At 49.9% G+C, this 24,643-nt stretch carries 24 protein-coding genes and 2 riboswitches; all 24 genes read right to left on the bottom strand.

Annotated features, from left to right (window positions below; all coding sequences use genetic code 11):
- Positions 1-339: 339 nt before the first annotated feature.
- Entirely contained in the window at positions 340-1,356 is a 1,017-nt protein-coding gene (locus tag ACNA6I_RS17160; RefSeq protein WP_416313836.1) for an alpha/beta fold hydrolase, read from the bottom strand.
- The gene (locus tag ACNA6I_RS17155; RefSeq protein ID WP_048016177.1) at positions 1,356-1,562 is read right to left on the bottom strand and encodes a hypothetical protein; all 207 of its coding nucleotides are present in this window, start codon (positions 1,560-1,562) and stop codon (positions 1,356-1,358) included. Before ACNA6I_RS17155 ends, ACNA6I_RS17160 begins: the two co-directional genes overlap by 1 nt.
- Positions 1,563-1,575: 13 nt before the next feature.
- Positions 1,576-2,340, bottom strand: a complete 765-nt coding sequence (locus tag ACNA6I_RS17150) for a glucose 1-dehydrogenase (RefSeq protein WP_048013439.1) — start codon at positions 2,338-2,340, stop codon at positions 1,576-1,578.
- 173 nt (positions 2,341-2,513) lie between these two features.
- Entirely contained in the window at positions 2,514-3,944 is a 1,431-nt protein-coding gene (locus ACNA6I_RS17145) for a S41 family peptidase (protein ID WP_416313835.1), read from the bottom strand.
- Between the two features lie 109 nt (positions 3,945-4,053).
- Complete coding sequence (gene metX / locus ACNA6I_RS17140; protein WP_367258084.1) at positions 4,054-5,118, bottom strand: homoserine O-acetyltransferase MetX; 1,065 nt, start codon at positions 5,116-5,118, stop codon at positions 4,054-4,056.
- 13 nt (positions 5,119-5,131) lie between these two features.
- Entirely contained in the window at positions 5,132-6,427 is a 1,296-nt protein-coding gene (locus ACNA6I_RS17135; protein WP_048006655.1) for an O-acetylhomoserine aminocarboxypropyltransferase/cysteine synthase family protein, read from the bottom strand.
- 128 nt (positions 6,428-6,555) lie between these two features.
- Positions 6,556-6,669, bottom strand: a riboswitch (SAM riboswitch).
- Positions 6,670-6,800: 131 nt separating this feature from the next.
- Positions 6,801-7,940, bottom strand: a complete 1,140-nt coding sequence (locus tag ACNA6I_RS17130) for a trans-sulfuration enzyme family protein (protein WP_416313834.1) — start codon at positions 7,938-7,940, stop codon at positions 6,801-6,803.
- An 80-nt stretch (positions 7,941-8,020) separates the two neighbouring features.
- Complete coding sequence (locus ACNA6I_RS17125; protein ID WP_416313833.1) at positions 8,021-8,593, bottom strand: peroxiredoxin family protein; 573 nt, start codon at positions 8,591-8,593, stop codon at positions 8,021-8,023.
- 13 nt (positions 8,594-8,606) lie between these two features.
- Positions 8,607-9,131, bottom strand: a complete 525-nt coding sequence (locus tag ACNA6I_RS17120) for a class I SAM-dependent methyltransferase (RefSeq protein ID WP_370294435.1) — start codon at positions 9,129-9,131, stop codon at positions 8,607-8,609.
- A gap of 200 nt (positions 9,132-9,331) precedes the next feature.
- On the bottom strand, positions 9,332-9,685 hold the full coding sequence (locus tag ACNA6I_RS17115; protein WP_048006651.1) for a hypothetical protein: 354 nt from the start codon (positions 9,683-9,685) through the stop codon (positions 9,332-9,334).
- Between the two features lie 20 nt (positions 9,686-9,705).
- Positions 9,706-9,951: a type B 50S ribosomal protein L31 gene (locus tag ACNA6I_RS17110; RefSeq protein WP_048016172.1), complete on the bottom strand. Its 246-nt coding sequence runs from the start codon at positions 9,949-9,951 to the stop codon at positions 9,706-9,708.
- A gap of 12 nt (positions 9,952-9,963) precedes the next feature.
- Complete coding sequence (gene rpsN / locus ACNA6I_RS17105) at positions 9,964-10,233, bottom strand: 30S ribosomal protein S14 (RefSeq protein ID WP_048006649.1); 270 nt, start codon at positions 10,231-10,233, stop codon at positions 9,964-9,966.
- Between the two features lie 174 nt (positions 10,234-10,407).
- Positions 10,408-10,680 carry a hypothetical protein gene (locus ACNA6I_RS17100; RefSeq protein WP_048006648.1) on the bottom strand — a complete coding sequence of 91 codons (273 nt, stop codon included), beginning with the start codon at positions 10,678-10,680 and terminating at the stop codon, positions 10,408-10,410.
- Between the two features lie 97 nt (positions 10,681-10,777).
- Positions 10,778-10,864: riboswitch (cyclic di-GMP riboswitch) on the bottom strand.
- A gap of 151 nt (positions 10,865-11,015) precedes the next feature.
- Positions 11,016-12,341 (bottom strand): peptide MFS transporter, encoded by a 1,326-nt coding sequence (locus tag ACNA6I_RS17095; protein ID WP_416313832.1) that lies wholly within the window; start codon positions 12,339-12,341, stop codon positions 11,016-11,018.
- Positions 12,342-12,746: 405 nt separating this feature from the next.
- On the bottom strand, positions 12,747-14,105 hold the full coding sequence (locus tag ACNA6I_RS17090; RefSeq protein WP_416313831.1) for a murein hydrolase activator EnvC family protein: 1,359 nt from the start codon (positions 14,103-14,105) through the stop codon (positions 12,747-12,749).
- A 39-nt stretch (positions 14,106-14,144) separates the two neighbouring features.
- Entirely contained in the window at positions 14,145-15,029 is an 885-nt protein-coding gene (gene ftsX, locus ACNA6I_RS17085; RefSeq protein ID WP_416313830.1) for a permease-like cell division protein FtsX, read from the bottom strand.
- A complete protein-coding gene (ftsE, locus tag ACNA6I_RS17080) occupies positions 15,019-15,705 on the bottom strand; it encodes a cell division ATP-binding protein FtsE (RefSeq protein WP_048006644.1) in 687 nt (228 codons plus the stop codon). The genes ftsX and ftsE overlap by 11 nt, the downstream gene beginning before the upstream one ends.
- A 471-nt stretch (positions 15,706-16,176) precedes the next feature.
- On the bottom strand, positions 16,177-16,485 hold the full coding sequence (gene cccB, locus ACNA6I_RS17075; RefSeq protein ID WP_048006643.1) for a cytochrome c551: 309 nt from the start codon (positions 16,483-16,485) through the stop codon (positions 16,177-16,179).
- A 65-nt stretch (positions 16,486-16,550) separates the two neighbouring features.
- Positions 16,551-17,417 carry a YitT family protein gene (locus ACNA6I_RS17070; RefSeq protein WP_048006642.1) on the bottom strand — a complete coding sequence of 289 codons (867 nt, stop codon included), beginning with the start codon at positions 17,415-17,417 and terminating at the stop codon, positions 16,551-16,553.
- 201 nt (positions 17,418-17,618) lie between these two features.
- Positions 17,619-18,720 (bottom strand): peptide chain release factor 2 gene (gene prfB, locus ACNA6I_RS17065; protein WP_148796310.1). Its coding sequence is split into 2 segments (ribosomal slippage): positions 17,619-18,647 and positions 18,649-18,720, totalling 1,101 coding nucleotides; the frame shifts between segments, so codons are not numbered across the junction.
- Positions 18,721-18,796: 76 nt separating this feature from the next.
- The gene (gene secA, locus ACNA6I_RS17060) at positions 18,797-21,307 is read right to left on the bottom strand and encodes a preprotein translocase subunit SecA (RefSeq protein ID WP_416313829.1); all 2,511 of its coding nucleotides are present in this window, start codon (positions 21,305-21,307) and stop codon (positions 18,797-18,799) included.
- A 237-nt stretch (positions 21,308-21,544) separates the two neighbouring features.
- A complete protein-coding gene (locus tag ACNA6I_RS17055) occupies positions 21,545-22,657 on the bottom strand; it encodes a YecA family protein (RefSeq protein ID WP_048006639.1) in 1,113 nt (370 codons plus the stop codon).
- A 129-nt stretch (positions 22,658-22,786) separates the two neighbouring features.
- Positions 22,787-23,623 carry a DUF1028 domain-containing protein gene (locus ACNA6I_RS17050; RefSeq protein WP_416313828.1) on the bottom strand — a complete coding sequence of 279 codons (837 nt, stop codon included), beginning with the start codon at positions 23,621-23,623 and terminating at the stop codon, positions 22,787-22,789.
- A 171-nt stretch (positions 23,624-23,794) separates the two neighbouring features.
- Entirely contained in the window at positions 23,795-24,376 is a 582-nt protein-coding gene (gene hpf, locus ACNA6I_RS17045; protein ID WP_048006637.1) for a ribosome hibernation-promoting factor, HPF/YfiA family, read from the bottom strand.
- Positions 24,377-24,643: the final 267 nt, after the last annotated feature.

Genomic DNA, 24,643 nt, shown 5'->3' with positions numbered 1-24,643 from the left:
GACACCCTCCCCACTGGAAAGCAAGCGCCTGCAGCGAAAAGGAACGGTCTCTTTTCAACCTCTCACTACTATACATAGGGATTCACCACTCATACTGCGTTATAAACCTTTTCTTCCATATATAAATCACAGAGTGCATTGAAAAAAGACGCTTGATTCCAGCTGAGAATATCGATTCCTCCCCGCAGAAAGCAAGCGCCCGTAGCGGAAAGGAACGGTCCCTTTCCACTCTTTCATTCATATAAAATCACCATCAATACCAAATACTCTTCACAGTCTCCCTAAACACAAAATAACCAAACCCTAAATATTCATACGGATACATAATGCACCTCCTTTCTACGAATGCTCTTTCAGCCAGTCCATAAGACGGGGAGACACCCCATCCTTGATAAGGCTCGCGTGCCCCCCTGGAACCTCGATGAACTGTTTCTCCTCACTTGAAGCAAGCTCCATCAGTGGATAACTGATCGCAGCCGGTACCATCTGATCAAACTTTGAACAAACCATATAAAGATTCGATTGAATCGTTGCGGGATTGATTTCCCTCCCCCTGAGTGTCATGCCTCCGTTCATTATGGCATTTTGCTTAATGAAGTAATGAAGCAGATCACGGAGGAACGCCCCCGTCATCGGGATGTGGTCATTAGTCCACTGATTGAATCGGTACCAGTGCTCCGTGTAGGCAGGGTCGTATCCGCGGTTGAGGAGGGACAGATACGGGGAATAGTAGACGGGTGCCGTGATGAGGCGCATCCCGTAGCGGATCTGTTCGGCAGGGATGATGCCTGTGACCGGTGCAAGGACAGCCGGATCGATGTCCCCAGATTGGATGGCTTTGATCCACTCCCGGAAGTCCGGCAGCTGGTTGAAATCGATGGGGGTCACAAATAAGAGAAGGTTATGGATGCGGTCCGGGTAGAGGGCTGCATAAAGAGCTGCAAGGGTTCCGCCGAGGCAGAAGCCCGCAAGCGTCAGCCGGCCGGTTTGTTGATGCTGTAATACCGTCTTCACGGCTCCATCGATATAATCGAAGAGATAGGATTCAAGACCTGTATCCTTGTCCCGCTCATCCGGTATCCCGAAGTCGAGGAGGAATACGTCATAGCCATTTCTCAGGAACTCTCCGATCATGCTATGCTGTTCCGTAAGGTCAAGTATGCTTGGCTTATTGATATGGGAGTAGACCATCAAGATCGGGAGTGCCCCGTTCCTATCTACCGACGGATAATGCCATAGGGTGGCCCTGCCGATTTCCTGGATGGCATTCCGCGGGTGATGAGGTTTCCATTCTTCTTTTCTTGTCAAGGTTTCGAAAAAACCCATCCATCTGTCTTTCTCGGTTTTCCTTTCCATTACAGTTCCCCCTCTGACCGGACGAACTGCGGGAAGAGCCAGTCGATGATCTTGCGGATGAAGGTGATGATCAAGTCGGCCAGGACCATCCAGTTCTTTGCCATTTCCACTACCTCAGGCTGATCGAGTTCTGATTTGATCAGCTGATTTGCGGCATATTCCCACTCCCTCCCTGTCAGTTTCAGTTGCTCATAAAGTGCTTCCATTTTCCTTTCCTCCTTATGCCATGGCCTGGATGCCGCCGTCGACGACGAGGATATGGCCGTTCATGTAGTTTGATGCCCTTGATGAAAGAAACACGGCTGCGCCTCTCAGGTCATCGCCTTCACCGAATCGTCTTGCCGGGATGAACTTCCGAATTTGATCGCCTTGCTTAGCAAAGAGCTCTTTCGTGATCTTGGTCGGGAAGAATCCCGGTGCGATGGCGTTCACTTGGATATTGTGATACGCCAGCTTCACGGCGAGATCTTTTGTGAGGGTCATGACGGCACCTTTGCTCGTGTTGTAGGGAAGGGTGTCCATCACAAGGGGGCTCGTCCCCCCGAATCCCGAGACGGAAGCGATATTGATGATTTTCCCTGCCTTGCGGGCCATCATGGACGGTGCGACTGCCTGGGAAAATAAAAAAGCCCCTTTCACATTCACTTCCATGACTTTGTCCCACTTATCCTCTGGAATATCCACCATCGGACCAGCCCACGATGTGCCGCTGTTGTTGATGAGGATATCGATTTTCCCGAAGACGTCCAATGTCTTTTCGACCACGGATGTGACCGATGCTTTATTGGTGACATCGCATGCCATGGCGAGGGACCGTACCCCCAGCGCTTCGATTTCCTTCGCTGTGGCATCGCAAGCCGGCAGATTCCTTGAACATACCACTACATGTGCACCTGCCTCTGCTAGAGCGAGTGCCATCTCGCGCCCGAGACCCCTGCCTCCTCCAGTGACGATCGCCACTTGATCTGTCAATGTAAACATCATCTTGCTCCTTTCTAGTAATCGAGGCTGCACTCTTGCAGACCATGATTGTCTTCTAGTAAACTAGTTCTCTTTCTATAATAGTGAGGATTGATAGAATCGGTTCCTCTTTTGCGAAAGAAAAGGCGCTCATCACCAAAAAAGGACTGCAGGCCATGGCCCGCAGTCCTTCCTCCCTATCGATTCGAACGCTGGATGTATTCAAGTGCCGCCTGCAGCTGGGTATCGTTCTCTTCATCTTTGACAGCTTCATAGATGTCCGACTGAAGTTTTTCAGCCGTATCAGGCGTGATGGTCCCGGTTGCTTTCATTTCATTTTTCTTCTGGAATTGCTTTACGGCCGCTTCGGTCTTCTTGCTGTAGTACCCGTCGGTCCGGTCGATCTCATATCCGAGGCCCTGGAGCATTTCTTGGGCGTTCTTCACCTGTTCATTATTCATCTCGGCCTTCAGCGGTTCTTCCACTTGAAGCGGATGGGCGTAAAAATAGGCAGGCTGCCTGACCGGGATATCCGGTTTGATCCCTTTCTTATGGATCCAGTTGCCGTCCGGCGTCAGCCACTTGAACATGGTCAGCTTGATGTTGCTTCCATCCCCCATCGGCACGGCCTGCTGGACGGTTCCCTTCCCGAAGCTCTTCGTACCGATCAATGGATAGCCTTCCGTTTCCTTCAGGGCACCGGCTAGGATTTCGGAAGCGGACGCACTTCCTTCATCGATGAGGACCACCACCGGGTAGGCTTTTTTCTTCTCTTTATCGGAGAAGCTCTTCATCACTTCACCGCTCCGCTCCTGGATCTGGACGAACGGCTTATCTTTCGTCACGAACTCCTTGAGGATTTCATTGACGGATGACAACAGGCCGCCTGGATTTCCACGGACGTCGATGACCAGACCCCCGAGATCCTTCCCTTCAAGCTCTTTGAGCTGTTTCTTGAAGTCCTTCGCCGTATTCTCGGAGAACGTCGTGATCTGGATGTAGCCCATCTCCTTTCCGTCCACTTTCTTTACGTCGGAGTGGACGGTTTCAACCGGGATGTCGTCCCGTTTGACCCCGATGATGAGAGGTTCAGACAAGCCTTCCCTCTTGATGCCGAGCTTGACTTCGGTCCCTTTTTTGCCTCGGATCTTCAAAGTGGACTCAAACAGATTGAGTCCCTTGATGCTCTCCCCGTTCACGGAGATGATTTCATCATTCGGCTTGAGGCCCGCTTTTTCTGCAGGTGAATTTTTAAATGGCGCGACGATTACGAGCTTCCCGTCAAGAATCGTGATTTCAGCTCCGATCCCTTCGAAGGAAGAATCCAATGCGTCATTGAACTGCGCTGCGGTTGCCGCGTTCATATAGACGGAATACGGATCATCGAGCGTTTCGAGCATGCCCTGGATGGCTCCTTCCACCAGCTCCGATTTATCGACGTCCTGGAAGAATTTATCGCTGATGAGGTCATAGGCGACCTCCACCTTATGGAGCTTATCATTCGCGCTCTGATCCAGTTCCGCAGTTTCATCGGGACTGCCCGTCCATTCCAGTCCCCCATACATGGCTCCCGCCCCCACAAGCATGCTGAGTGTGATGGTCATGAGCTTCTGGCCCTTCCTGTTCATACGTCTCCCCCCGCCTCTTCATAGAAAAAGACACCGCACAAGAACGCGCTGGTCAGCGGTGCGATGTCTTTGCTTATTCCACTATATGATGACGGGGGACAAGTTATGATCATTTCACCCTTGAAACAAGGGGCTTGTTTTCTTCAAGATGGGAAGACAGGAGACCTCCCCATTTCTCGAACTCAACCAAGAATCCATCATGGCCGAACTTCGTCGGGATGAAATAATGCCTTCCCTTCGGCACGGAGCGAGCGAATGCTTCCAGGGAGGCAGATGGATACACGAGATCTCCTTCGTAGCTGATGGCAATTAGTTCCGGATAAAAGGAGTCAGCGGGATCGTGATCGCGCCCCCTCTGGAGGTCATGTGAGTTCATCGCCTTCAAGAGGGTCAGATAGCTGTTGGGGTCAAAACGCCTTCCGAGCTTCACACCCTGATAGTCCAGGTAGCTCTCCACGTTATAGACGCCTTCCTTCTCCTGCCGTTGGAATCGATGATCGAATAATTCAGATGTGCGGTAGGTGACCATCCCCACCATGCGCGCCACTTCAAGCCCCTTCAGCCTGGTGCCGGGAGGATAGTCTCCTCCGTTGAAATCAGGATCCTGCTCGATGGCTGTGATCCCGATATGATTGAAGGCGAGGCCATAATCGTTCAGTGCAGGCGTGACGGCGAGGGCGAAGATCTTTTTCATGAAGCGTGGATGCAGGATGCCCCATTCCAGGGCCTGCATTCCCCCGAGGGATCCTCCAACAACGGCTTCCACGTTGGTGATAGCAAGCTCCCGGAGGGCCAGGTACTGGGCATTCACCATATCCCGGATCGTGATGGTCGGGAAACGGGAGCCGTACCGCCTGCCGGTGCCTGGATTTTCGGATGCGGGACCCGTTGCCCCCTCGCAGCCCCCGAGGACGTTGAAGGCGATGACGTTGTAGCGGTTGGTATCGATGTAGGAGCCGGCACCGATCAAGCCGTCCCACCATCCCCTGTCTTCACTCGTCCCTTTCACGATATGGGTGCCGGTGAGGGCATGGCAGACAAGGATGACGGGACCTGATTGATTTCCCGTGCGTTCGTAGGGCAACTTTACATGTCGGAGGGTTTCTCCATTTTCAAGGACAAGGGACGGAAGGGTGACGGTGTTCAATTCATATGGTGTCGTATCGCTACTCATTCCTCCGCCTCCTTCACACGTTTGACGTTTCTCGCGCCTTCTCGATGGCTTCATCCAGGGAAGAGATCAGATCCTTTGCCGATTCCAGGCCGACAGACAGCCTGACAAGGTCTTCCGTTACGCCCGTTGCCCTGATCTCCTCATCGTTCAGCTGCTGATGGGTCGTGGAGGCGGGGTGGATGATCAGGGACTTCGCATCCCCTACGTTGGCCACATGGGACCATAATGAAATATTGTCTACCACCTTGCGTCCCGAATCGCGGCCACCTTTGATGCCGAAGACGACGATGGAGCCCGCACCGTTCTTCAAGTATTTCTTGGCAAGGCTGTGGGACGGGTGTGAAGGGAGGCCAGGATAGGAAACCCACGCAACCCCTTCATGGGATTCAAGATGCTCGGCGATTTTCCGTGCATTCTCTGTATGACGTTCGATGCGGAGGTGAAGCGTCTCCAGTCCCTGCAGGAGGAGGAAGGCATTCTGCGGACTCAGGCAGGCACCAAGGTCACGCAGCAGCTGGACCCTGAGCTTGGTGATGAACGCGGCTGCCCCCACATCCTGCGCATAGCGGAGGCCATTGTAGCTGCGGTCCTCTTCGATGAATCCAGGGAACTTCTTGTTGTTCCAATCGAACTTCCCTCCGTCGATGACGACACCTCCGATCGCGGTCCCGTGACCGCCGATCCACTTGGTGGCCGAATGGATGACGATATCTGCCCCCCATTCAATGGGCCTCGTCACATACGGTGTGGCAAATGTGTTATCGATGATAAGCGGGATCTGATGGTCATGGGCCACTTTGGCGACCGCTTCGATATCCAGGACATGAAGGCTCGGATTGCCGATCGTTTCGGCGAATACGGCCTTTGTCTTCTCATTGATGGCACTCCGGAAGTTTTCCGGATCCGTCGGGTCGACGAAGCGCACGGTGATGCCGTATTTCGGCAGGGTGGTGGAGAAGAGATTATAGGTGCCTCCGTACAGATTCGTCGCAGCTACGATCTCGTCCCCGGCTCCTGCGATATTCAAGATCGAGAGGGAGATGGCCGCCATGCCCGATGATACCCCGAGGGCTCCGATGCCGCCTTCAAGAAGGGCCAGGCGTTTTTCAAGAACGTCTACTGTCGGATTCATGATCCGCGTATAGATGTTCCCCGGCTCTTCCAGTCCGAAAAGCTTCGCTGCGTGCTCGCTGCTGTCAAACACATACGACGTAGTCTGATAGATCGGCACCGCGCGCGATCCCGTCGCAGGATCCGCTTCCTGTCCTCCGTGAAGCAAAAGTGTGTCAAAATCGAATGAATTCGTCATGGTACATTCCTCCTGAGTGTTTGTTTTAATGGTCGGGTTTGATCTGTGATGGATGATGGTCGGGGCTGAAAAGGGGCAAAAATAAAAACCCCCTTCCTAAGAAGAGGGTCTAATTGAATAGGGTCCTCCTCTTATCTTTCAGGCAATGCGCCTGCAGGAATTAGCACCTTTTCATGGCAAGTATGCACATGAAGGTTGCCGGGTTTCATCGGGCCTAGTCCCTCCACCTCTCTGGATAAGAGCATTAAGTTGTAAGTGTTCGTTAGCATGAATTATAAAGGGTTGCCATGCCGGGAGTCAAGGGTATTTTTAGAATTTTTTGTCTTATTACCCATTGACGCCTGTCACGGCTGGTTTCATGGCTTGTTCTTTTTTAGATTTCATGGCATTTGCTGATGGCTGAAAGCATTTGGGATTTGATGTCTTCGGGGTCTTCGATCCCAAGTGAGATGCGGACCACATGCGTATTGATCCCGAGCTTCTTCTGTGCTTCCTCCGGCAGGGACCTGTGAGATGTACCCAACGGATAAGAAACAGTCGTTTCAACCCCGGCAAGGGACGGAATGATCTTGATCCACCCAAGGGACTTAAAGAAGGTACTCATATCGGCAGATGGTTCAAGCTCGATGGTGACGATGGCTCCGTGACCTTTTTCAGATAGATTATTAGGATAGTAGACGTGTTTGACCCATTCGTGCCTCCTGAGTTCGACGGCAAGAAGTTCGGCATTCAGGGCCTGCCTTTCCATACGGAGGGCAAGGGTCTTCGCTCCCCGGCATGTGAGCCATGCTTCAAACGGGCTGAGGTTGGCACCAAGGTTGACGATCTTTGCCCTCACCTTATCCACCAGATCCTGCCTTCCGGTCACAACACCTGCTGTGACGTCGCTATGTCCGCCTATGTACTTCGTTGCGCTGTGGGCAACGATATCAATGCCTTCAGTGAAAGGCTTACGGAGGAACGGGGTCGCAAACGTATTGTCGATCATCGTCGTAAGCCCGTATTCTTTGGCCATTTCCACCATGGCCGGGATATCCTCGACCCGCATGAACGGATTCGTGACCGTTTCACTGTAGAGCAGCTTTGTCGAGTCCGTAATCGCCGACTTAACCGCCTCGCGATCGGTGAAGTCCACGAATGAAGTAGAGATGCCGAAGCCGGCAAGCTCTTCCTTCAGCATATGGAAGGTACCGCCGTATAGATCTTCAGCAGCGATGATATGGTCCCCCGCCTGGACGACAGACAGGATCCCAACGAGGATCGCAGATAACCCGGATGAAGCAGCGACTCCCGCCGGTGCCCCTTCAAGGGCTGCTACAAGACCACCCAATTCATCAGGATTGGGATTCCCTGTCCTTGTATATAGATAAGGTGATTTCCCTTCATAGAACCCTTCCAGTTCCTCCAGTGAGGAAAAGGAAAAGGCGGATGTTTGATAGATCGGTGTTGTTTTACTTTTGATTTCTTCTGTTCCTTTCAGCTGGCTATGTACGACCTTGGTGGTGAAATTCATCTTGTGGCCATCCTCTCTCTACGAAAATAGGTATGTAGAAGAGTGTACCATATTCAGAAGATTCCGAGAAGAAAAGAGGTTCAATTCATGCCTTCTACCATCTCTTTCATCATTTCCTGATTCATCGGGCCAAGGATCTTGTGCTGGATGATCCCTTTGGAGTCGATCATGAATGTGGTCGGAATCGTAATGATGCTGTAGGCATCCCAGACGGCTCCGTCTTCATCAAGAAGCACCGGGAAGGTGATCTTGTATCCGTCCACGAACTTTTGCGCCGCACCGTCCACATGCTCCTGAGACGTGAGATTCACGGCCAAGATCTCTGCGTCGGGTTCTTCCTGATAATATTCCTCCATATGGGGCATCTCAGCCTTGCAGGGAGGACACCACGTCGCCCAGAAGTTCAAGATGACCTTCTGTCCCTTGTAATCCGAGAGGCGCACTTCTTTTCCCTCCAGTGTGGTCAAGGTGAAATCCGGGGGCTGATCGCCTTTTGAAAGCCCCTTCTCCACATCGGACAGATCCATGGATTCACTCGCAAGCTGGGCTGCTGCTTCCTTTTCCTTCTGATCCTGCTGATGCCGGACAAAATTCACCAGGAAGATGGCGATCAGGACACCGACGAGTGCCAATGATAGTATTCGTTTGTTCATATGATCCCTTCCTTTATAGGCCGGGCCTCCGCACAGCCTTTCTGGCAATCAAATAGTAAATGGTCTCTCTCAAATAGCCTTTTTCCACTTCATAACCCGCCGACTGAAGCTTCCTCATCAGATCATCGGAAGGAAGGCGGTCCTCCTGTGGGAGCGCTTCCGTTTCAATGATCAGCCACAGACCGTCATCCCGGAGCATATCCCTGAGATCCTGGATCACTTTGACGAGGTTCGGCAACTCATGCAGCACGAATCTCGTAATGACCTTATGAAGCGTGTTCTGTGAAAAATGGATGTATTCAAGTGACATATGTTCATATAAGATGTTTTCTACCCGCATTTCATCTGCGCGCCTCTTCAGTTCTTCAAGGGCTCCCCGATCGAGATCGACGGCATGCACATCTGTATTCACGATGCGCGCAATCGGAATCGTCAGAAACCCTGTGCCACAGCCAAGGTCGGCTACATGATCCCTTTCATTCAACTTCAGTAGGTCCAGCAGCTCTTCTGGCGTAATCGGTTGTATTTCGGCAGACATGGGGACTCCTCCTTTAGCATGAAGATATCCCTAGCTTGCCCCTCATATGAATTATTACAGATGGAGGCGAAAAATCAACCCGGATCAACGCAAAAAGATCCCATGAATGGGATCTTTTTGTGAACGTACGTTGGGTTGTGGCGGGATGAAATAATATTTAAAACAAAATCATTCCGATTTAAACCATATAGAAAGGGATTTTACTTTTCCTCAGGTTCCATGGAGAAATAAAAGTATTGGGTATCCCCCTTGTTGAATCGGTCTGTGCAATCGATCCAGGTCATGCGGCTGAGCCGACGATCCATTTCATGATTGATTGTCTCTTCAATCCTTCTCATCGTCTGGATGAATTCACCGAATGACAGGCTGAAATGGGCTGCTGCCTGCCTGTGAGGGGCATGTTTGACCAGGAGCTGCATGAACTCCTCTGATGTGGCAGACATGCTCGCATATTCATCCTCCAGGGCCGTGACGAACTCATACATGCTTCTCTCCGGTGCCGGCAATGCCGCCACGATTTCCCTTCCGATGATTTCCATTAAATGCTCATTCATCCCAACCACTCCGATCGTCCTTACTTCATATTGTATTTTTTCATGAATCGTTCTGCGCGTCCATCCCTGTCGGTGAATTTTTCCCTGCCGGTATAGAATGGGTGACTGTCAGAGCTGATTTCTACCTTCAAGAGTGGATAGGTTTTCCCGTCTTCCCACTCCATGGTTTCATTCGACTGTTTTGTTGAGCCTGTCAGGAAGGTGAATCCGCTGTTTGTATCCATGAACAGGACCTCTCGATACTCTGGATGTATGTTCGTTTTCATGTTTCTTCCTCCTTACCAGCTTGATTTTTTGACGCCAGGGATCTGACCCTTATGTGCATATTCCCGGAAGGCAATCCGTGACATGTTGAATTTCCTCATATACGCCCGCGGTCTGCCGGTCACTTCACAACGGCTTTTGAGCCTGGTGGGGGATGAATCCCTCGGCAGCTTGGCAAGGGCCGCAAAATCTCCCTTTTCTTTCAATTCCCTGCGGAGTTCCGCGTATCTTTCCACCATTTCACGGCGTTTCTTTTCTTTGACCACTTTTGACTTCTTGGCCATGTCTTCACCTCTACTTCTTATATTCGTCGAATCAACAAATCGTAATCATTACGTTTTATAACGTATGACTATATTAAACCACATCATTTTATGAAATGCAACCACCCTGCTTCGCACATGAAAAAGACCCCTTCCACTAAGAGAACGGGTCCATCTGCACAGGTCCATCAGTCATCAATGAACCAGCGAATCTTCATTTTCCAAGTATTCCTTCAGGGCATCCAGAATCAGGATCAAGTAAGAGGTCGAGTTTCCTCCCCTCTGGTCGATGAGGCGGATATCTTGTACAATCCGTTTGACTTCTTTCAATTCGAGCGTTTGGACAAGGATGTCGCTGACCTGTTCTGCTGAGTAGTTACCAAGATAGGTTTGCTTGAGGGTGGTGCGGCTTCTTCTGCAGAAGCTCTTCAGTAGCCTTCTAGCTTCATGTGCCTTGAGCGTTTCCATGTTTTCACCTCGCAAATGAAAATCGTATGTACCATAAAAAAAGCCTGCCAAAAAAGAATGGCAGGATTAAATGCTTGGCATTTAATGGTCATTCCTTTTCGGTAACCCGGCGATCGTAGTTTTTCCAAACCTTAGACCCGTGGCTTTGCGTCCCGGCCTTTCAACCGGTTTGCCTTTATCGAAGAAATTCGCTGGCTGGCTTTCCTATTACTAGGTATTAAAACAATTATACTAGAAAACGTAATGCTTGAAAACAGAGAGTTCATATATGTTCTAAAATAGACATTTTTTCACTCTGTGACCACTCTTTAGCAGGTACAAGCAACTACTTGAGGCTACTCCATCAACTTCGCAATCGGTTTTGATACGAAAAGGACGATGACCCCAAGGACAATCGTGACGATCCCGATCAAACCGAAGATATCGAAATATCCAAGAGACTGGGTATAAGTGGCGAGTACACTTGCCAGCTTATTGGCTACGGCAGAACTTGCAAGCCATACGCCCATGAGTACCGACGTCAATTTGAGCGGAGACAGTCTGCTGACCATGGATAGACCGACAGGTGAAATCATCAGTTCCGCCAATGTATGAAGGAAGTAGGTGAAAACCATGAACAGCATGTTCACCCTCACCTGTGAATCATCGCCGACCATCACAACAGCCGGGATCAGGACAAGGAATCCGAGTCCAACGGTGATAAGACCCATTCCCATTTTAGTCGGCGTCTTGAAATCACCGTTTTTCGTCTGGGAAAGCTTGAACCACAGCATGGACATGACCGGTGCCAGCAACATGATGAACAGTGAGTTCAGTGACTGGAACCATTCTGTCGGAATAATGAAATCCCCGAGATGGCGGTCGATGTTTTCTTCTGTGAACAAGGTAAGTGAGCTTCCTGCCTGCTCAAATGCCGTCCAGAACGCGATGGTGATCACGGCCAGGATGACGATAGCAATCGTACGGCGCACTTCCTGCTTCGTCAGGGGTGCCTTGCTGACGGCCTGTGTGTGCTGCTGTACTTTCTTGGCTGATTCTTTACCGATATCCCCAAGGTATTTGTTCCCCAGCGCATTGAATAGCACCTGACCGACGACCATACCGATCGCGGCTGTCAGGAAACCATATCTGTAGTCCATGAGACCGACCACAAGTGGCGCGACGAACGCCCCCAGGTTTACACCCATGTAGAAGATGGTGAACGCGCCATCCCGTTTCGGGTCATTGATATGATAAAGTTCGCCGACGATGGTCGAGATATTCGGCTTGAAGAATCCATTACCGATGATCAAAAGGGCAAGACCCAAGTAAAGGGCCCCCATGCTTTGATGAAGGAAGATCGAGAAGTTCCCGAGTGCCATGAGGACTCCACCGATGGTGATGGCCGTCCGCCGTGGCAGGAACCGGTCCGTCAGATAACCCCCGATGATCGGGGTGAGATATACCGCAGAGGTGAATGTACCGTACAAACTGATGGCGGTCGTCTTATCGGTGCCCAATCCTCCGTTGACGGCTGTAGCAGTAAGATAAAGAACAAGGATGGCCCTCATCCCATAATAACTGAATCGTTCCCACGCTTCTGTTGCAAATAGAAGATAAAGTCCAGGAGGATGCTTCTTTCTGAACTCCGTTGACTGCTCTTGATGAATGTTTGCTTCCACGATGATGAATCCTCCTTTGAAACTGTAAAACACGAACTCTGCACATATAGCAGAAAACGCAGACCGGCGCCTTGAGGCAGCCAGTGAGACTTTTTGAAATTGAAAGAAAATAACCTAGCTGCGAGGGGGTATTTATTCATTCTAATGAATGTTTATAATCATTGTCAAACATATATTATGAATTCATAATATTAAATTAATAATAGTTAAGTTAGTTATCTAGTATTTAACTCATGTTCCGTTATTATCCTTACGTAATGATGAAATGAATGAGGAATTCTTTTTAAAAGAGTGAAACTTTCAGGGGGTTTTTGCGTACGTATTAGTAGGGAAGCCTGGAAGATACCCGAAAAAAAGCATAAAAAAACACCCCCTCCGATTGGAAGGGATGCTTGGGAATTAAAATTAGAAGTTGATGTATTGACGCGGGTTGACAGCATTGGATTTCGCTGCGTTCCAAGGTCCTGCGTGAAGCTCGAAGTGCAGATGCTGACCGAATGAGTAACCTGTGTCACCCATGTATCCGATCTGCTGTCCTTTTTTGACCGATTGACCATTACCCACAAGTGCAGAAGACATATGAGCATATACAGTCGTGAAGGTTTTACCGTTGATGGAGTGAGTCATGTACACAACGTTACCGTAGCTTGAGCTGTACTCGCTGCGGATGACGATTCCATCAGCGGCTGCAACGATCGGAACACTTCCGCGGGCGGCAACATCGATACCCCAGTGCATACGTGGCTTGCCGTTCAGGATATCTGTACCAAAGTTTGTTGTGATAGCTCCAGATGCCGGACGAGTCCATGCGCCTGAGCTAACTGCTGGTGCGGCTGCAGCCGATTTAGCTGGTGCTGAAGAGGCTGATGCAGATGATGAGCTGCTGCTTGCACTTGACTGAGCTGCTGCCTGCTCTGCTGCACGTTTCTTGGCTGCTTCAGCTTCCTGACGCTTACGCTCTTCTTCTTGCTTACGAGCAAGTTCTGCAAGACGCTCTTGTTCAGCCTGGATTTCACCTTCGATGCTCTTTTCACGCTTGGAAAGCTCATCTGATTCTTGTTGAAGGTCAGCTTTTTCAACTTCCAATGATTTCTGTTGTTTTTCAAGCTGCTTGAACAATGAAGCTTTTTCAGCTTTTTGGCTGTCCAGTTCTTTTTTCAAGGTTTGAAGGCTCGCTTTATCCTTTTCAAGGGATGCAAGCTTCTCTTCTACCTGTTTTTGTTTCTTTTCAAGTTCTGCTTGATCACGTTTTTGCTCGTCCATGATCTTTTTGTCCGCACTTACAATTGTGTTGACTGCTGTTACACGGTTGACGAAGTCTCCGAAGCTATCAGCTCCAAGAAGGACGTCTACATAGTTGGCTGAGCCGCCTTTTTCCTGGATGGCACGCGCACGCTCTTTCAGAAGTTCATTACGCTCTTCGATCTTCTGTTTCAATACCTCAATCTCTTCTTTTAGCTTATTGATTTCGGCGGTCGTATCATCGATTTCTTTCTCTTTGTCTTTGATTTTTGACTCTGTATCATTCAGCTGTTTACCAAGGACATCGATCTGCTCTTGGATATCTTTCTGTTTGCTGATGTTATCATTGATCTCAGACTTCTTTGAATCGATTTTACCGTTGACTTCCTCTTTCTTTGAAGAAACGTCATCCTGTTGCTTCTTCAGATCGTCCACTGAAGAGTGGGCGCTTGCAGAGGTGCCAAGACCTCCGATTGTCAATACTGCTGCGATGGATAATGAGACGAAATACTTCCTGTTCAAGCGGCATGCTCCTTTCAGCTTCTATCAACCTATCAAATTTTACACTCTCAAGAATTTACGTACGGACATGAAGCTTCCCCATGCCCCGATGAGACAACCCATCAATAGGATCAATCCGTTTACCTGGTAGATGAACGGGGTAAAATCTAATACCTGAATAAAGTGACCTTGTAGTTTTGGTTTAATAAACTCATATGCGTAGTAATAGCCTGATGTAACAAGAGCAATCGGGATAATAGAACCGAGGATTCCGAGCCAAAGCCCTTCCAGTATGAATGGCCAGCGTACGAACCAGTTGGTTGCACCGACCAGTTTCATTATCTCGATTTCTCTTCTTCTGGCAACAATCGTAATCTTGATGGTATTCGAGATGAGGAACATCGCCGTGAATAGTAGTCCGATGATGAGGACGAGCCCCACGTTCCTGCTCATTTCCAATACATTGAATAACTTCTCTACTTTCGCTTCCCCGTACAAGGCTTCATCGACGTGATCATACGTGCTGATCTCTTTTGCGATTTTACCGGTTTCGACTGGGTTGGTCGCTTTTACTACATATACATCGGATAGTGGATTATCCTGTTCAAAGAGTCGGAAGTCATCTCCCATATCCTTGACAAGGTTCTTGAGTTCATCTTCTTTGGAAGAATACTCGATCGATTCCACTCCGTTGAGTTTTTCAATCTTATCATTGATTTCCTGTGACTGTTCTTTTGTCGTCCCGATATCAAGGAGTACCCGTACTTCTACGTCTTTCTCGATATCTGTCGCGACTTTGTTCATATTGAGCATCAGTACGACGAATACTCCTACCAACAGGAGCGTCACCGTCACTGCACTGACCGATGCAAAGGTCATCCAGCCGTTACGTCCGATACTCTTGAAACTTTCCCTGAAATGCCGGCCATACGTTCTAGCTTTCATAACCGTAGTCACCTCGCTGTTCGTCTCGCACGATCCTGCCGTTTTCGATGGCAATGACACGGTGCTTGATTGTATTTACGATTTCCCGGTTATGAGTAGCCATGATGACCGTAGTCCCACGGTTGCTGATTTCTTCAAATATATTCATGATGTCCCAAGAGGTCTCCGGATCGAGGTTCCCGGTCGGCTCATCGGCAATGACCAGCTGCGGGGTGTTGACGATGGATCGTGCAATCGATACCCTTTGCTGTTCCCCTCCGGACAATTCATCCGGCAGCATCCTTGCCTTGTGTTTGAGTCCCACGAGATCCAACACTTCCATCACACGCTTCTTGATGTTCTTAGGGTGCTCTTCGATTACTTCTAATGCGAAGGCTACATTCTCGTATACGTTCATCTTTGGAAGCAGTTTGAAGTCCTGGAAGACCACTCCGACATTCCTTCTGAGGAATGGAACCCTACCATTTTTCAGCTTCGCCAGATTAATACCGTTTACGACGATATCGCCCTTGGTCGGTTTCTCTTCGCGGTACATCATCTTAATGAAGGTCGACTTACCGGCCCCACTTGGTCCGACGACATAAACAAACTCTCCTTGTTTGATGTTGACGTTGAACCCGTTCGCAGCCATGACCCCATTGGAGTACTGCTTATATACGTCTTTCATTTCGATCATTCAATCACCTAATTTTTTATGTAGTTCCCCTCTTGGCTGTCGGTCATATGTACACGCAGGGATGATTCTGTTCTGTTCTCCCATTTTGGTGAAAAAACTCGAATCGTGCTCCCGAAAATTATTATAACATCACTTCTTTCGATGTTAAGGAAAAAAATTATTACAGTTTCGTTTCAAGAAAAGGGTAAATGTGTAATATATCCCTTTTTTCACGTGGTTTTTGAAGGGTTTTCATGAGTTTGATAGGAGGAATTAACTAGTACCTGGTAATAATGACTGATCATGATACCTGAAGGGGTTAAGGGGATAAACGTTGATAGATAAGAGGTTTACTATAGTAGAGTTGGTTATAAAAAAGGGAATATTCTGACGAATAATAGGGGAGGTCAAGTTGTTTCGAGGTTTGTAATCTAATCTTAAAGAAAGGATTGGGGTAAGAAGAATCCACTGGGGATCCTTCTTGATGTTGCGTTATTTTTTGTTGGAAAGCCACTCGGCAACGGCATCCGCCTCTTCACCTTTTATCAGGTTCTTCGGCATTTGGCCTTTTCCATTTTCAATGACGTGAAGGATTTCATCCTTACTGAGCCTTTCGCCTACGTTATTGAGGGCCGGACCCATGCCGCCTTCAAGGTTGCCACCATGACAGCTTGTACACTTGTTGTTTACGATCTTCTCGGGATCTACCTGACCGGTACTTGTTTCCGTACTTTCGTCATTGCCACAAGCAGCGAGGACAAGTGAAGCGCCAAGGAGGGCACCAATGAGTTTCTTCTTCATCCATTCTCCCCCTAGGAATAATTTAGTGAGGTTCACTTCCCCATTATACGATCATTATACCAGCGTTAGACCCGTTTGAAACCTTCCCCGAGGACCTCTGAAGCATCCATGGTGACGACAAATGCTGATGGATCAATGGTTTTAACCAGTTGTTTCAGTTTTGTGAATTCCGTTTGATCGACGACGACCATAAGGATCGGGCGTTCATCATCGGTATAACCACCGTATGCTGATAGTTTTGTCACACCGCGATCAATCTTATGCAGGATCCCTTCACGGATCTCTTCCTGTTTGTTCGTAATGACCAGCGCCATCTTCGACCGGCTGATGCCGACTTGGACGAGGTCGATGGTCTTGCTTGTCACGTATAGTCCGATGAGGGCGTAGAGACCACGCTCGATATCGAAGACGATGGCCGCCGAAAGGACGATCATCCCGTCGATGAGGGCTACACATGTACCAAGGGAAAGACCGGTAAACTTATTGACGATCTGAGCTGCCAGATCGGTCCCTCCAGTAGATGCTTTCCCCCTGAAGACGATTCCTAAACCTAACCCGACTCCGATTCCACCAAAAAGTGCACCCAGGAGCGGATCCGTGGTCCACGGTTCCCAGTCCTCCGTTAAGAAGACGACTAATGGAAGAAAAATGGTTCCAATCGCTGTTTTAACACCGAACTGAAGACCGAGGAAAATCAATCCGGCAATGAATAAGGGAATATTGAACGCCCATTGCACGTAGGCAGGCTTCCAGTCAAGGACCCCTTTCAGGATCGTGGAAATTCCGCTCACCCCGCCGGAGGCTACTTCATTCGGCAGTAGAAACACGTTGAAGGCAATGGCCACGATGGCCGAGCCGATGATCACAAATACATATTCAAGCCATTTCTCACGGACGGGATCCAAATCCCGCCTTCTCCCCTTCAGTACCATGTATCTCCGACTCCTTTTTATCCGTTACGTTAGTATGAGTACTCTGAACGCTTTACATGCAGGGGATGGATCCCCTCCATATCAACCTTTGAGAGTATAGCATGGGGTCGGAGCGGTGTAAATGACAGTCCAATGCCGTATTAAAGTGGTAGTGCAGCGGGATGAAAAAAGGCCGATCCCGTTTTGGGACCGGCCTCAGTCTTATTGGATTTTCGAACGCAGGTACGCGTTGATGAACGGATCAAGATCTCCGTCCATGACCCCTTGCACATTTCCTGATTCCGTATTCGTACGGTGATCTTTCACCATGGAGTACGGATGGAATACGTACGAACGGATCTGGCTTCCCCAGCCGATCTCTTTCTGCTCTCCGCGGATCTCGGCAAGCTCTTGCTCCTGCTCTTCGATCCTGCGCTGATAAAGCTTCGCTTTCAGCATCTTCATGGCTGATTCACGGTTCTTGATCTGTGAACGCTCGGACTGGCAGGTCACGACGACGTTCGTCGGAAGATGCGTGATCCGCACAGCGGAGTCGGTCGTATTGATATGCTGACCACCGGCACCACTTGCACGGTACGTATCGATCTTCAGATCCTCGGTACGGATTTCAATGTTGATTTCTTCATTGAACTCCGGCATGACCTCACATGACACGAAGGACGTGTGACGGCGGCCTGACGAATCGAACGGCGAGATACGGACCAGACGGTGAACGCCTTTTTCCGCTTTCAGATAGCCGTAGGCGTTATGCCCCTTGATGCTGAGCGTGACGCTCTTGATTCCGGCTTCATCGCCTGGAAGATAATCCAGGGTTTCCACTTTGAATCCGCGTTTCTCTGCCCAGCGCGTGTACATACGGAGAAGCATGGAGCCCCAGTCCTGTGACTCGGTACCACCAGCACCCGGATGAAGCTCGAGGATGGCATTGTTCTTATCATGTTCTTCACTGAGTAGAAGCTGAAGTTCGTAGTCGTTCAAACGGGTGATGAGCTCTTCAAGCTCGCCTTCAAGCTCCTGTTGAAGCTCTGCATCCGGCTCTTCTTTCAATAGTTCGAGGGTCAGCTCGAGATTCTCATGAGATTCAAGGAGTGCCTTGTATTCATTCACGAGATCTTTCAGGCCGTTCCCTTCATTGATCAAGCCTTGTGCTTTCTGCTGGTCATCCCAAAAATCGGGTTGGACCATGATTTCATCGAGCTCCTGGATTCGTGCCTCTTTGTTTTCTAAGTCAAAGAGACCCCCTGAAGTCCGCTAATGTCTTAGCTGATTTTTCTAACTCTGATCGAATTTCTGCATGTTCCATTTTATTCACCTCAAGTAATATTTGGGTCCTTCTTTTCAGAAAAGTACCCGGAGCAAGGCTCCAGGCAGGTTTTCTCTTATCCGGTTATCCCATGGCAATGCTTATATTTCTTCCCGCTTCCGCATGGGCATGGATCATTTCGTCCGATGCTTTCTTTGCGGCGGAGGGGCTTCCTTTTCGCCTTCTCACCTTCTTCCTTCGGGTTGACGGCCTGCCCTTTGGCCACTTCCTGGCGCTCAAGGTTGTTTTTGATTTCAGCCTTCATGATGTATTTCGCTACATCTTCCTCGATGGAGATGATCATGTTTTCGAACATGGCGAATCCTTCATGCTGGTATTCACGAAGCGGATCGGTCTGACCGTACGCACGGAGGTGGATACCTTGTCTGAGCTGATCCATGGCATCGATATGATCGATCCACTTTTGATCGACAGCGCGGAGAAGGATGACTTTCTCGAACTCACGCATCTGTTCTTCAGACATCTCGGCTTCTTTTTCATTGAGCTGGTGGTGGACATCCTGGAAGATGATGTCGACGATCTCTTCCGGCTCTTTGCCACGTAGCTCGTTTTCATTCACTTCACCTTCAGGGAGCAGGTTCGCATTGACGTAATCAATGAGACCTTGAAGGTTCCAGTTTTCCATCTCTTCTTCCTGCGTATGGGCAGCCACCTGACGCTCAATGACCGATTTGATCATGCCGTCCACGATGTCGCGGAGGTTTTCTGAGTCGATGACTTCATAACGCTGCTTGTAGATGATCTCACGCTGCTGGCGAAGGACATCATCATATTGAAGGAGCTGCTTACGGGCATCGAAGTTATTCCCCTCGACCCGTTTCTGGGCGGACTCAACGGCACGGCTGACCATCTTGCTTTGGATCGGCTGCGTATCATCCATCCCGAGGCGCTCCATCATGCTCTTCATGTTGTCGGAGCCGAAGCGGCGCATCAGCTCATCTTCCATGGAGAGATAGAATTGGGTGACACCCGGGTCCCCTTGACGTCCGGAACGTCCACGGAGCTGGTTATCGATCCGGCGGGATTCATGACGTTCTGTACCGATGACGGCCAGTCCGCCAAGCTCGATGACGCCTTCACCCAGTTTGATATCCGTACCACGACCGGCCATGTTCGTGGCAATCGTAACGGATCCAGGTTGTCCCGCTTCCAGGATGATTTCCGCCTCGCGACCGTGGTTCTTCGCGTTGAGGACGTTATGGCGAACGCCTTTTTTCGTCAGGAGCTTCGAGATGAGCTCAGATGTCTCAACGGCAACTGTACCGACGAGGACCGGCTGTCCCTTCTCATGACGCTCTTTGATATCCTCGACCACTGCAAGGAATTTCCCTTCCATGGACGCATAGATCAGATCGGCACGGTCATCACGGACGATTTCCTTATTCGTCGGGATGACGATGACGTTCATGTTATAGATATTGCGGAATTCCTCTTCTTCCGTCTTCGCCGTACCGGTCATACCGGAAAGCTTTTCGTACATACGGAAGTAGTTCTGGAATGTGATGGTGGCCATGGTCATGCTTTCGTTCTGGATCTCCAGGCCTTCCTTCGCTTCGATAGACTGGTGAAGACCGTCGCTGTAACGGCGTCCTTTCATCAGACGTCCCGTGAAGGAATCGACGATGATGATCTCGCCTTCCTGTACCACATAGTCCACGTCGCGGTGCATGCTCACATGAGCCTTCAGCGCTTGCGTGATATGGTGGTTCAGGGTGACATGGGTGATATCGAAGAGGTTGTCGATATGGAATGCCTTCTCGACCTTGCTGATCCCGTCTTCGGTCAGCTGGACGCTCTTCGTCTTCTCATCATACGTAAAATCATCCTCTTTGTTCAGGGTGCGCACGACGGCGTTCGCCTGGATGTAGAGTTGAGGCGTGCGCTGTGCGTTTCCGGAGATGATAAGCGGCGTACGGGCTTCATCGATCAAGATGGAGTCGACCTCATCGATCACGGCGAAGTGAAGTGGACGCTGTACCATCTGCTCTTTGTAAAGGACCATGTTATCACGCAGGTAGTCGAACCCGAATTCATTGTTCGTACCGTATGTGATGTCGGCGCTGTATGCTTCGCGCTTCTCTTCTTTCCCCATGGAGTTGAGGTTCAACCCAACGGAAAGACCGAGGAACTCATACAGTCTGCCCATCTCTTCGGCATCACGGCTGGCCAGGTATTCATTGACCGTGACCACGTGGACGCCTTTGCCTGTGATGGCATTCAGGTAGACCGGCATCGTCGCCGTCAATGTTTTACCTTCACCGGTTTTCATCTCGGAGATGTTTCCTCCATGAAGGGCGGCACCCCCCATGAGCTGGACGCGATACGGATAAAGACCGAGTACACGGCGTGCCGCTTCACGAACAACGGCAAACGCCTCGACGAGCATATCATCGAGTGTTTCCCCTTTTTGATAGCGCTCCTGGAAGCGGACCGTACGCTCACGGATTTGATCATCCGTCAGGCGCTCCATTTCAGGACCGAGGGCTTCTATTTGATCAGCAAGCTTTTCGAGCTTCTTGATTTCTCTTTTATTTCCATCAAACACTTTATTCAATAATCCAAGCATTCATAAACGCTCCTTTATCTGTGTTTACGGTGAGGGCTTCATCCATTATAAACGTCTTACATGAGATTCCCATGAGAAATGTGCTCTATCCTTATTCGAGACAGAGTCCTTGAATTCCTTCATGCGTATACCTACTAATCTTACCACTATCATAGGGGGGTTACAACATATTGGGAAAATGGGACCCTTGTAAAAAGACCGCCACTTCTGAATGAAAGGGCGGTCTCCTTTTATGTCTTAAGCCTTTTGTTCCTTCAGCATGCTGTACACAGTGTCCTGATAGCTCTCCCAGATCTGCTTGCTCCGTCTCGAGATGCTGTTGGCCGACACGTCGAAATGCTCGGCAAGCTCCTTCTGCACGTGACGGATGCTGATCTCGTCGATATTCTTCGCCATATCGACCATGGCACCTGAATAGATCTTCGGATTGCGGATCGTCGGACGCTCGGTGTAGAAATACTTCTCCAGTACTGCAACAAGAAGGGCGCTCTCTTTCTTGTTCTCCCCTTTTTCCTCCAGGTAATCCTGAAGGGCCTTGATGGCCTCTATGTACTCAGGGGTCTTCCAGATCTCGACGCCTTCGATGGCTCCCGTCGTCTCCTCTTTCTCTTCTGTCGGGGCAGGCGTTTTCGCAGCCTTGCGTTTCTCTGCACCATACAGGACGAAGCCGACATCTGCAAGCTCAAGATACTGCCCGGCAAGGTACTCTTGCAAGTCGTCAAACTCGCCTTGCTCGAAGCGGATCTTCACCATCTCCGAAGCCCCTTTCTCGATGATCGGATAGATGAAGTACTGAGCGAACGGGATGTAGCTGTCGCCATTCGGCAGCAGAAGCCCAAGGAAGAAGCTGCCCTCTTCCATGTGTCCGAACGCTTCCTTCACCAACAGCTCATCACCCGTGATGGCTTCCGTCACGCGAAGCGTCTCGTCATCGACCTTCTCCACGCTACCTGCTGTGATCCGTACCTTCTTCCAAGACTCAAGACGTTCTGCCGTCTGTGGACGGGTCACCGTCTGCTTGTCCACGAACCGGTCGATGAGACGGAGTCCCTCCTCATCCTTCTGGGTCACCCCATACCAGCTCACAAACGCCATCTCATAAATATCGGGATCGGCCTTCATCAGTTCCATCTTGGAAAGATACTGATGATATAGCTCCTCCATATGCGGTGATTGCGTCGTCGCAATGAAATCATACGCCTGTGCCTGAAGCACATCCAGCTCCTGCTTCACCAGCGCATCGATATCGATGGCATTTTCTTTTCCATGACATTTCTTATATTTTTTCCCGCTGCCGCATGGGCAAGGTTCATTTCGTCCAACTGTATTCATTTCTGTTACCTCATTCATTGTTGTTACCTCCAAAATAGTTCACGACCTTCACACAAACATTCATTATATAACAAGTAAGCCTTACTATAAACCGTTTTAACGCAAGAAAAAAGAACCAGCCCCTGTTCCAGGCCGGTTCCCGTCTCCTCAGCGTCCCTGATTTTTCATGAAATCGAGGACATCGAGGTCGATATAGCTTTCATCCTGCTCCCGCATCTCAAAGTTCTCTGTATGAAGATAATCCGTCAGGCTCTGATTCAGCGACTTCTGAGGGTCCTTGTACCCTAAGCGCGTGAGTTCCCTGTCCAATTCATCACGGAGCGTCCCTTCAATCAGGACGACCCTACCGGAATCGGACGGTTTGAAGTAGAGCTGGTGCATGCGGAAAATCCGTTGAAGCTCCTCGATTGGCGTTGGATGGTCGTCCACGCGCAGATCGATGTAGCGATCATTGAATCCTCCGTATCCGCCCTCTTCTTTTACGACGAGAAGGGCCGCAGACTGCATCCCCCTCGAGTCCCCACCCGCATCCTGTCCGGCACTCAGGGCGGTGAGAAGCCTTTCAGCAAGGGAGCCATTGGTCGCTTCGAAGGTATCAAGCATAGCCTGTACCGTTTGTTCGTCCACAAGGATATTCCCCTGAACGGCCACATGCTTCCCGGTCATACCTCCCGCCCAGTCATAGCAGCCTTCTCCTGTATACGTGGCCGAATTGCCATGGGCATCGATGATCCCTACCTGGCGCAGATGGCGTTCAGGATCGTCTTTAGTAATAATCTCCAAGGCTTCCTCTGCTGTCTTCCCTTCTTCAAGGAGACGGAGTGCTTCGGGACCATAAGCCGTATTGGCATAGGACTGGGTGGCGATGGCGCCCACGCCTGCTTTCGCAAACGGGACGACAGAGCCGACGGCCAGGAATTTGGACTGGACGGCAATGCCCCATTCCTGGGTTTCGGGGTCGTGGGCGATGATGGAGTAGGTCATGAGTGGGTTCCTCCTTTATGATAGGTAGTGAAGTTCATGCCGTGCAGGACTAAGTGTGCGTCACGATGTTGAGTGTGTCATTCTACACCGCTCAGCGTGCGGGCCGGACGCCTTCCCGTAAACGGAAAGGGTCCTGCGGTCTGGTGAGACCGCAGGACCCTTGGCTATTCATTAATGCGTTTCGATTAGGCCGTACTTGCCGTCTCTACGCTTGTATACGATATTCGTTGCGTTCGTCTCCGCATCCGTGAAGATGAAGAACGTGTGCCCAAGCATATTCATCTGAAGGATCGCTTCCTCGCTGTCCATCGGCTTCAAATTGAAATTCTTCGTACGCACCACTTCCGTGTCATCCTCGAGCTCATCCACCTCAGGCTCTGCCACCCCATTCGGTGCCACATTCCCAAGATCCTCCTGAGCCGCGAAGAACTCCTTCGGACTGCCCTTCTCACGCATCTTGCGGTTCACCCGCGTCTTATGCTTACGGATCTGACGCTCAAGCTTATCGACTATTAAATCGATCGCCGCATACATATCCGTGTTCCGCTCTTCCGCGCGAAGCACCAGATTCGGCATCGGGATCGTCACTTCCGTCTTCGTATTTTTATCAGGATAGACTTTCAAGTTAACGTGCACATTTGCATCAGGAGTTTCATTGAAATAACGCTCCAACTTACTGATCTTCTTCTCCACGTGCTCTCGAATAGCTGGAGTTACCTCAATGTTCTCGCCACGAATGTTGTAATTCAACATGTAAACTCCTCCTTTAAAAATAAAGCTATGTTGTATATATTCTGCATTCCCTTTCGTATTCCTGCTTAAACTTTCTTAATTATTTGTCAATATTGTGGAGGTGGTGTAGAAAATGGTAGATTGGTGGCGGGGATTTGGGGATTGGGGCGGGTTGTTGTGGGGTGGATTGGCGGGGTTTGTCGAGGGGTGGTGTTGGATGGCGGATTTTGTGCCTGGCACCTTTTAGCCTTTTTGTGCCTGGCACCTTTTAGCCTTTTTGTGCCTGGC

Origin of the sequence: Rossellomorea sp. FS2, from assembly GCF_047915635.1 — a bacterium.
In the GTDB taxonomy this organism is placed as follows: domain Bacteria; phylum Bacillota; class Bacilli; order Bacillales; family Bacillaceae_B; genus Rossellomorea; species Rossellomorea marisflavi_A.
Note: the sequence above shows the minus strand (reverse complement) of the source record. Positions and strands in the feature narration are given on the sequence as shown.

Bases quoted from the DNA above. Each gene is read 5' to 3' on its own strand.
- ACNA6I_RS17160 (WP_416313836.1), bottom strand. From the start codon at position 1,356: ATGGAAAGGAAAACCGAGAAAGACAGATGGATGGGTTTTTTCGAAACC.
- ACNA6I_RS17155 (WP_048016177.1), bottom strand. From the start codon at position 1,562: ATGGAAGCACTTTATGAGCAACTGAAACTGACAGGGAGGGAGTGGGAA.
- ACNA6I_RS17150 (WP_048013439.1), bottom strand. From the start codon at position 2,340: ATGATGTTTACATTGACAGATCAAGTGGCGATCGTCACTGGAGGAGGC.
- ACNA6I_RS17145 (WP_416313835.1), bottom strand. From the start codon at position 3,944: ATGAACAGGAAGGGCCAGAAGCTCATGACCATCACACTCAGCATGCTT.
- metX (WP_367258084.1), bottom strand. From the start codon at position 5,118: ATGAGTAGCGATACGACACCATATGAATTGAACACCGTCACCCTTCCG.
- ACNA6I_RS17135 (WP_048006655.1), bottom strand. From the start codon at position 6,427: ATGACGAATTCATTCGATTTTGACACACTTTTGCTTCACGGAGGACAG.
- ACNA6I_RS17130 (WP_416313834.1), bottom strand. From the start codon at position 7,940: ATGAATTTCACCACCAAGGTCGTACATAGCCAGCTGAAAGGAACAGAA.
- ACNA6I_RS17125 (WP_416313833.1), bottom strand. From the start codon at position 8,593: ATGAACAAACGAATACTATCATTGGCACTCGTCGGTGTCCTGATCGCC.
- ACNA6I_RS17120 (WP_370294435.1), bottom strand. From the start codon at position 9,131: ATGTCTGCCGAAATACAACCGATTACGCCAGAAGAGCTGCTGGACCTA.
- ACNA6I_RS17115 (WP_048006651.1), bottom strand. From the start codon at position 9,685: ATGAATGAGCATTTAATGGAAATCATCGGAAGGGAAATCGTGGCGGCA.
- ACNA6I_RS17110 (WP_048016172.1), bottom strand. From the start codon at position 9,951: ATGAAAACGAACATACATCCAGAGTATCGAGAGGTCCTGTTCATGGAT.
- rpsN (WP_048006649.1), bottom strand. From the start codon at position 10,233: ATGGCCAAGAAGTCAAAAGTGGTCAAAGAAAAGAAACGCCGTGAAATG.
- ACNA6I_RS17100 (WP_048006648.1), bottom strand. From the start codon at position 10,680: ATGGAAACGCTCAAGGCACATGAAGCTAGAAGGCTACTGAAGAGCTTC.
- ftsX (WP_416313830.1), bottom strand. From the start codon at position 15,029: ATGAAAGCTAGAACGTATGGCCGGCATTTCAGGGAAAGTTTCAAGAGT.
- ftsE (WP_048006644.1), bottom strand. From the start codon at position 15,705: ATGATCGAAATGAAAGACGTATATAAGCAGTACTCCAATGGGGTCATG.
- cccB (WP_048006643.1), bottom strand. From the start codon at position 16,485: ATGAAGAAGAAACTCATTGGTGCCCTCCTTGGCGCTTCACTTGTCCTC.
- ACNA6I_RS17070 (WP_048006642.1), bottom strand. From the start codon at position 17,417: ATGGTACTGAAGGGGAGAAGGCGGGATTTGGATCCCGTCCGTGAGAAA.
- secA (WP_416313829.1), bottom strand. From the start codon at position 21,307: ATGCTTGGATTATTGAATAAAGTGTTTGATGGAAATAAAAGAGAAATC.
- ACNA6I_RS17055 (WP_048006639.1), bottom strand. From the start codon at position 22,657: ATGAATGAGGTAACAGAAATGAATACAGTTGGACGAAATGAACCTTGC.
- ACNA6I_RS17050 (WP_416313828.1), bottom strand. From the start codon at position 23,623: ATGACCTACTCCATCATCGCCCACGACCCCGAAACCCAGGAATGGGGC.
- hpf (WP_048006637.1), bottom strand. From the start codon at position 24,376: ATGTTGAATTACAACATTCGTGGCGAGAACATTGAGGTAACTCCAGCT.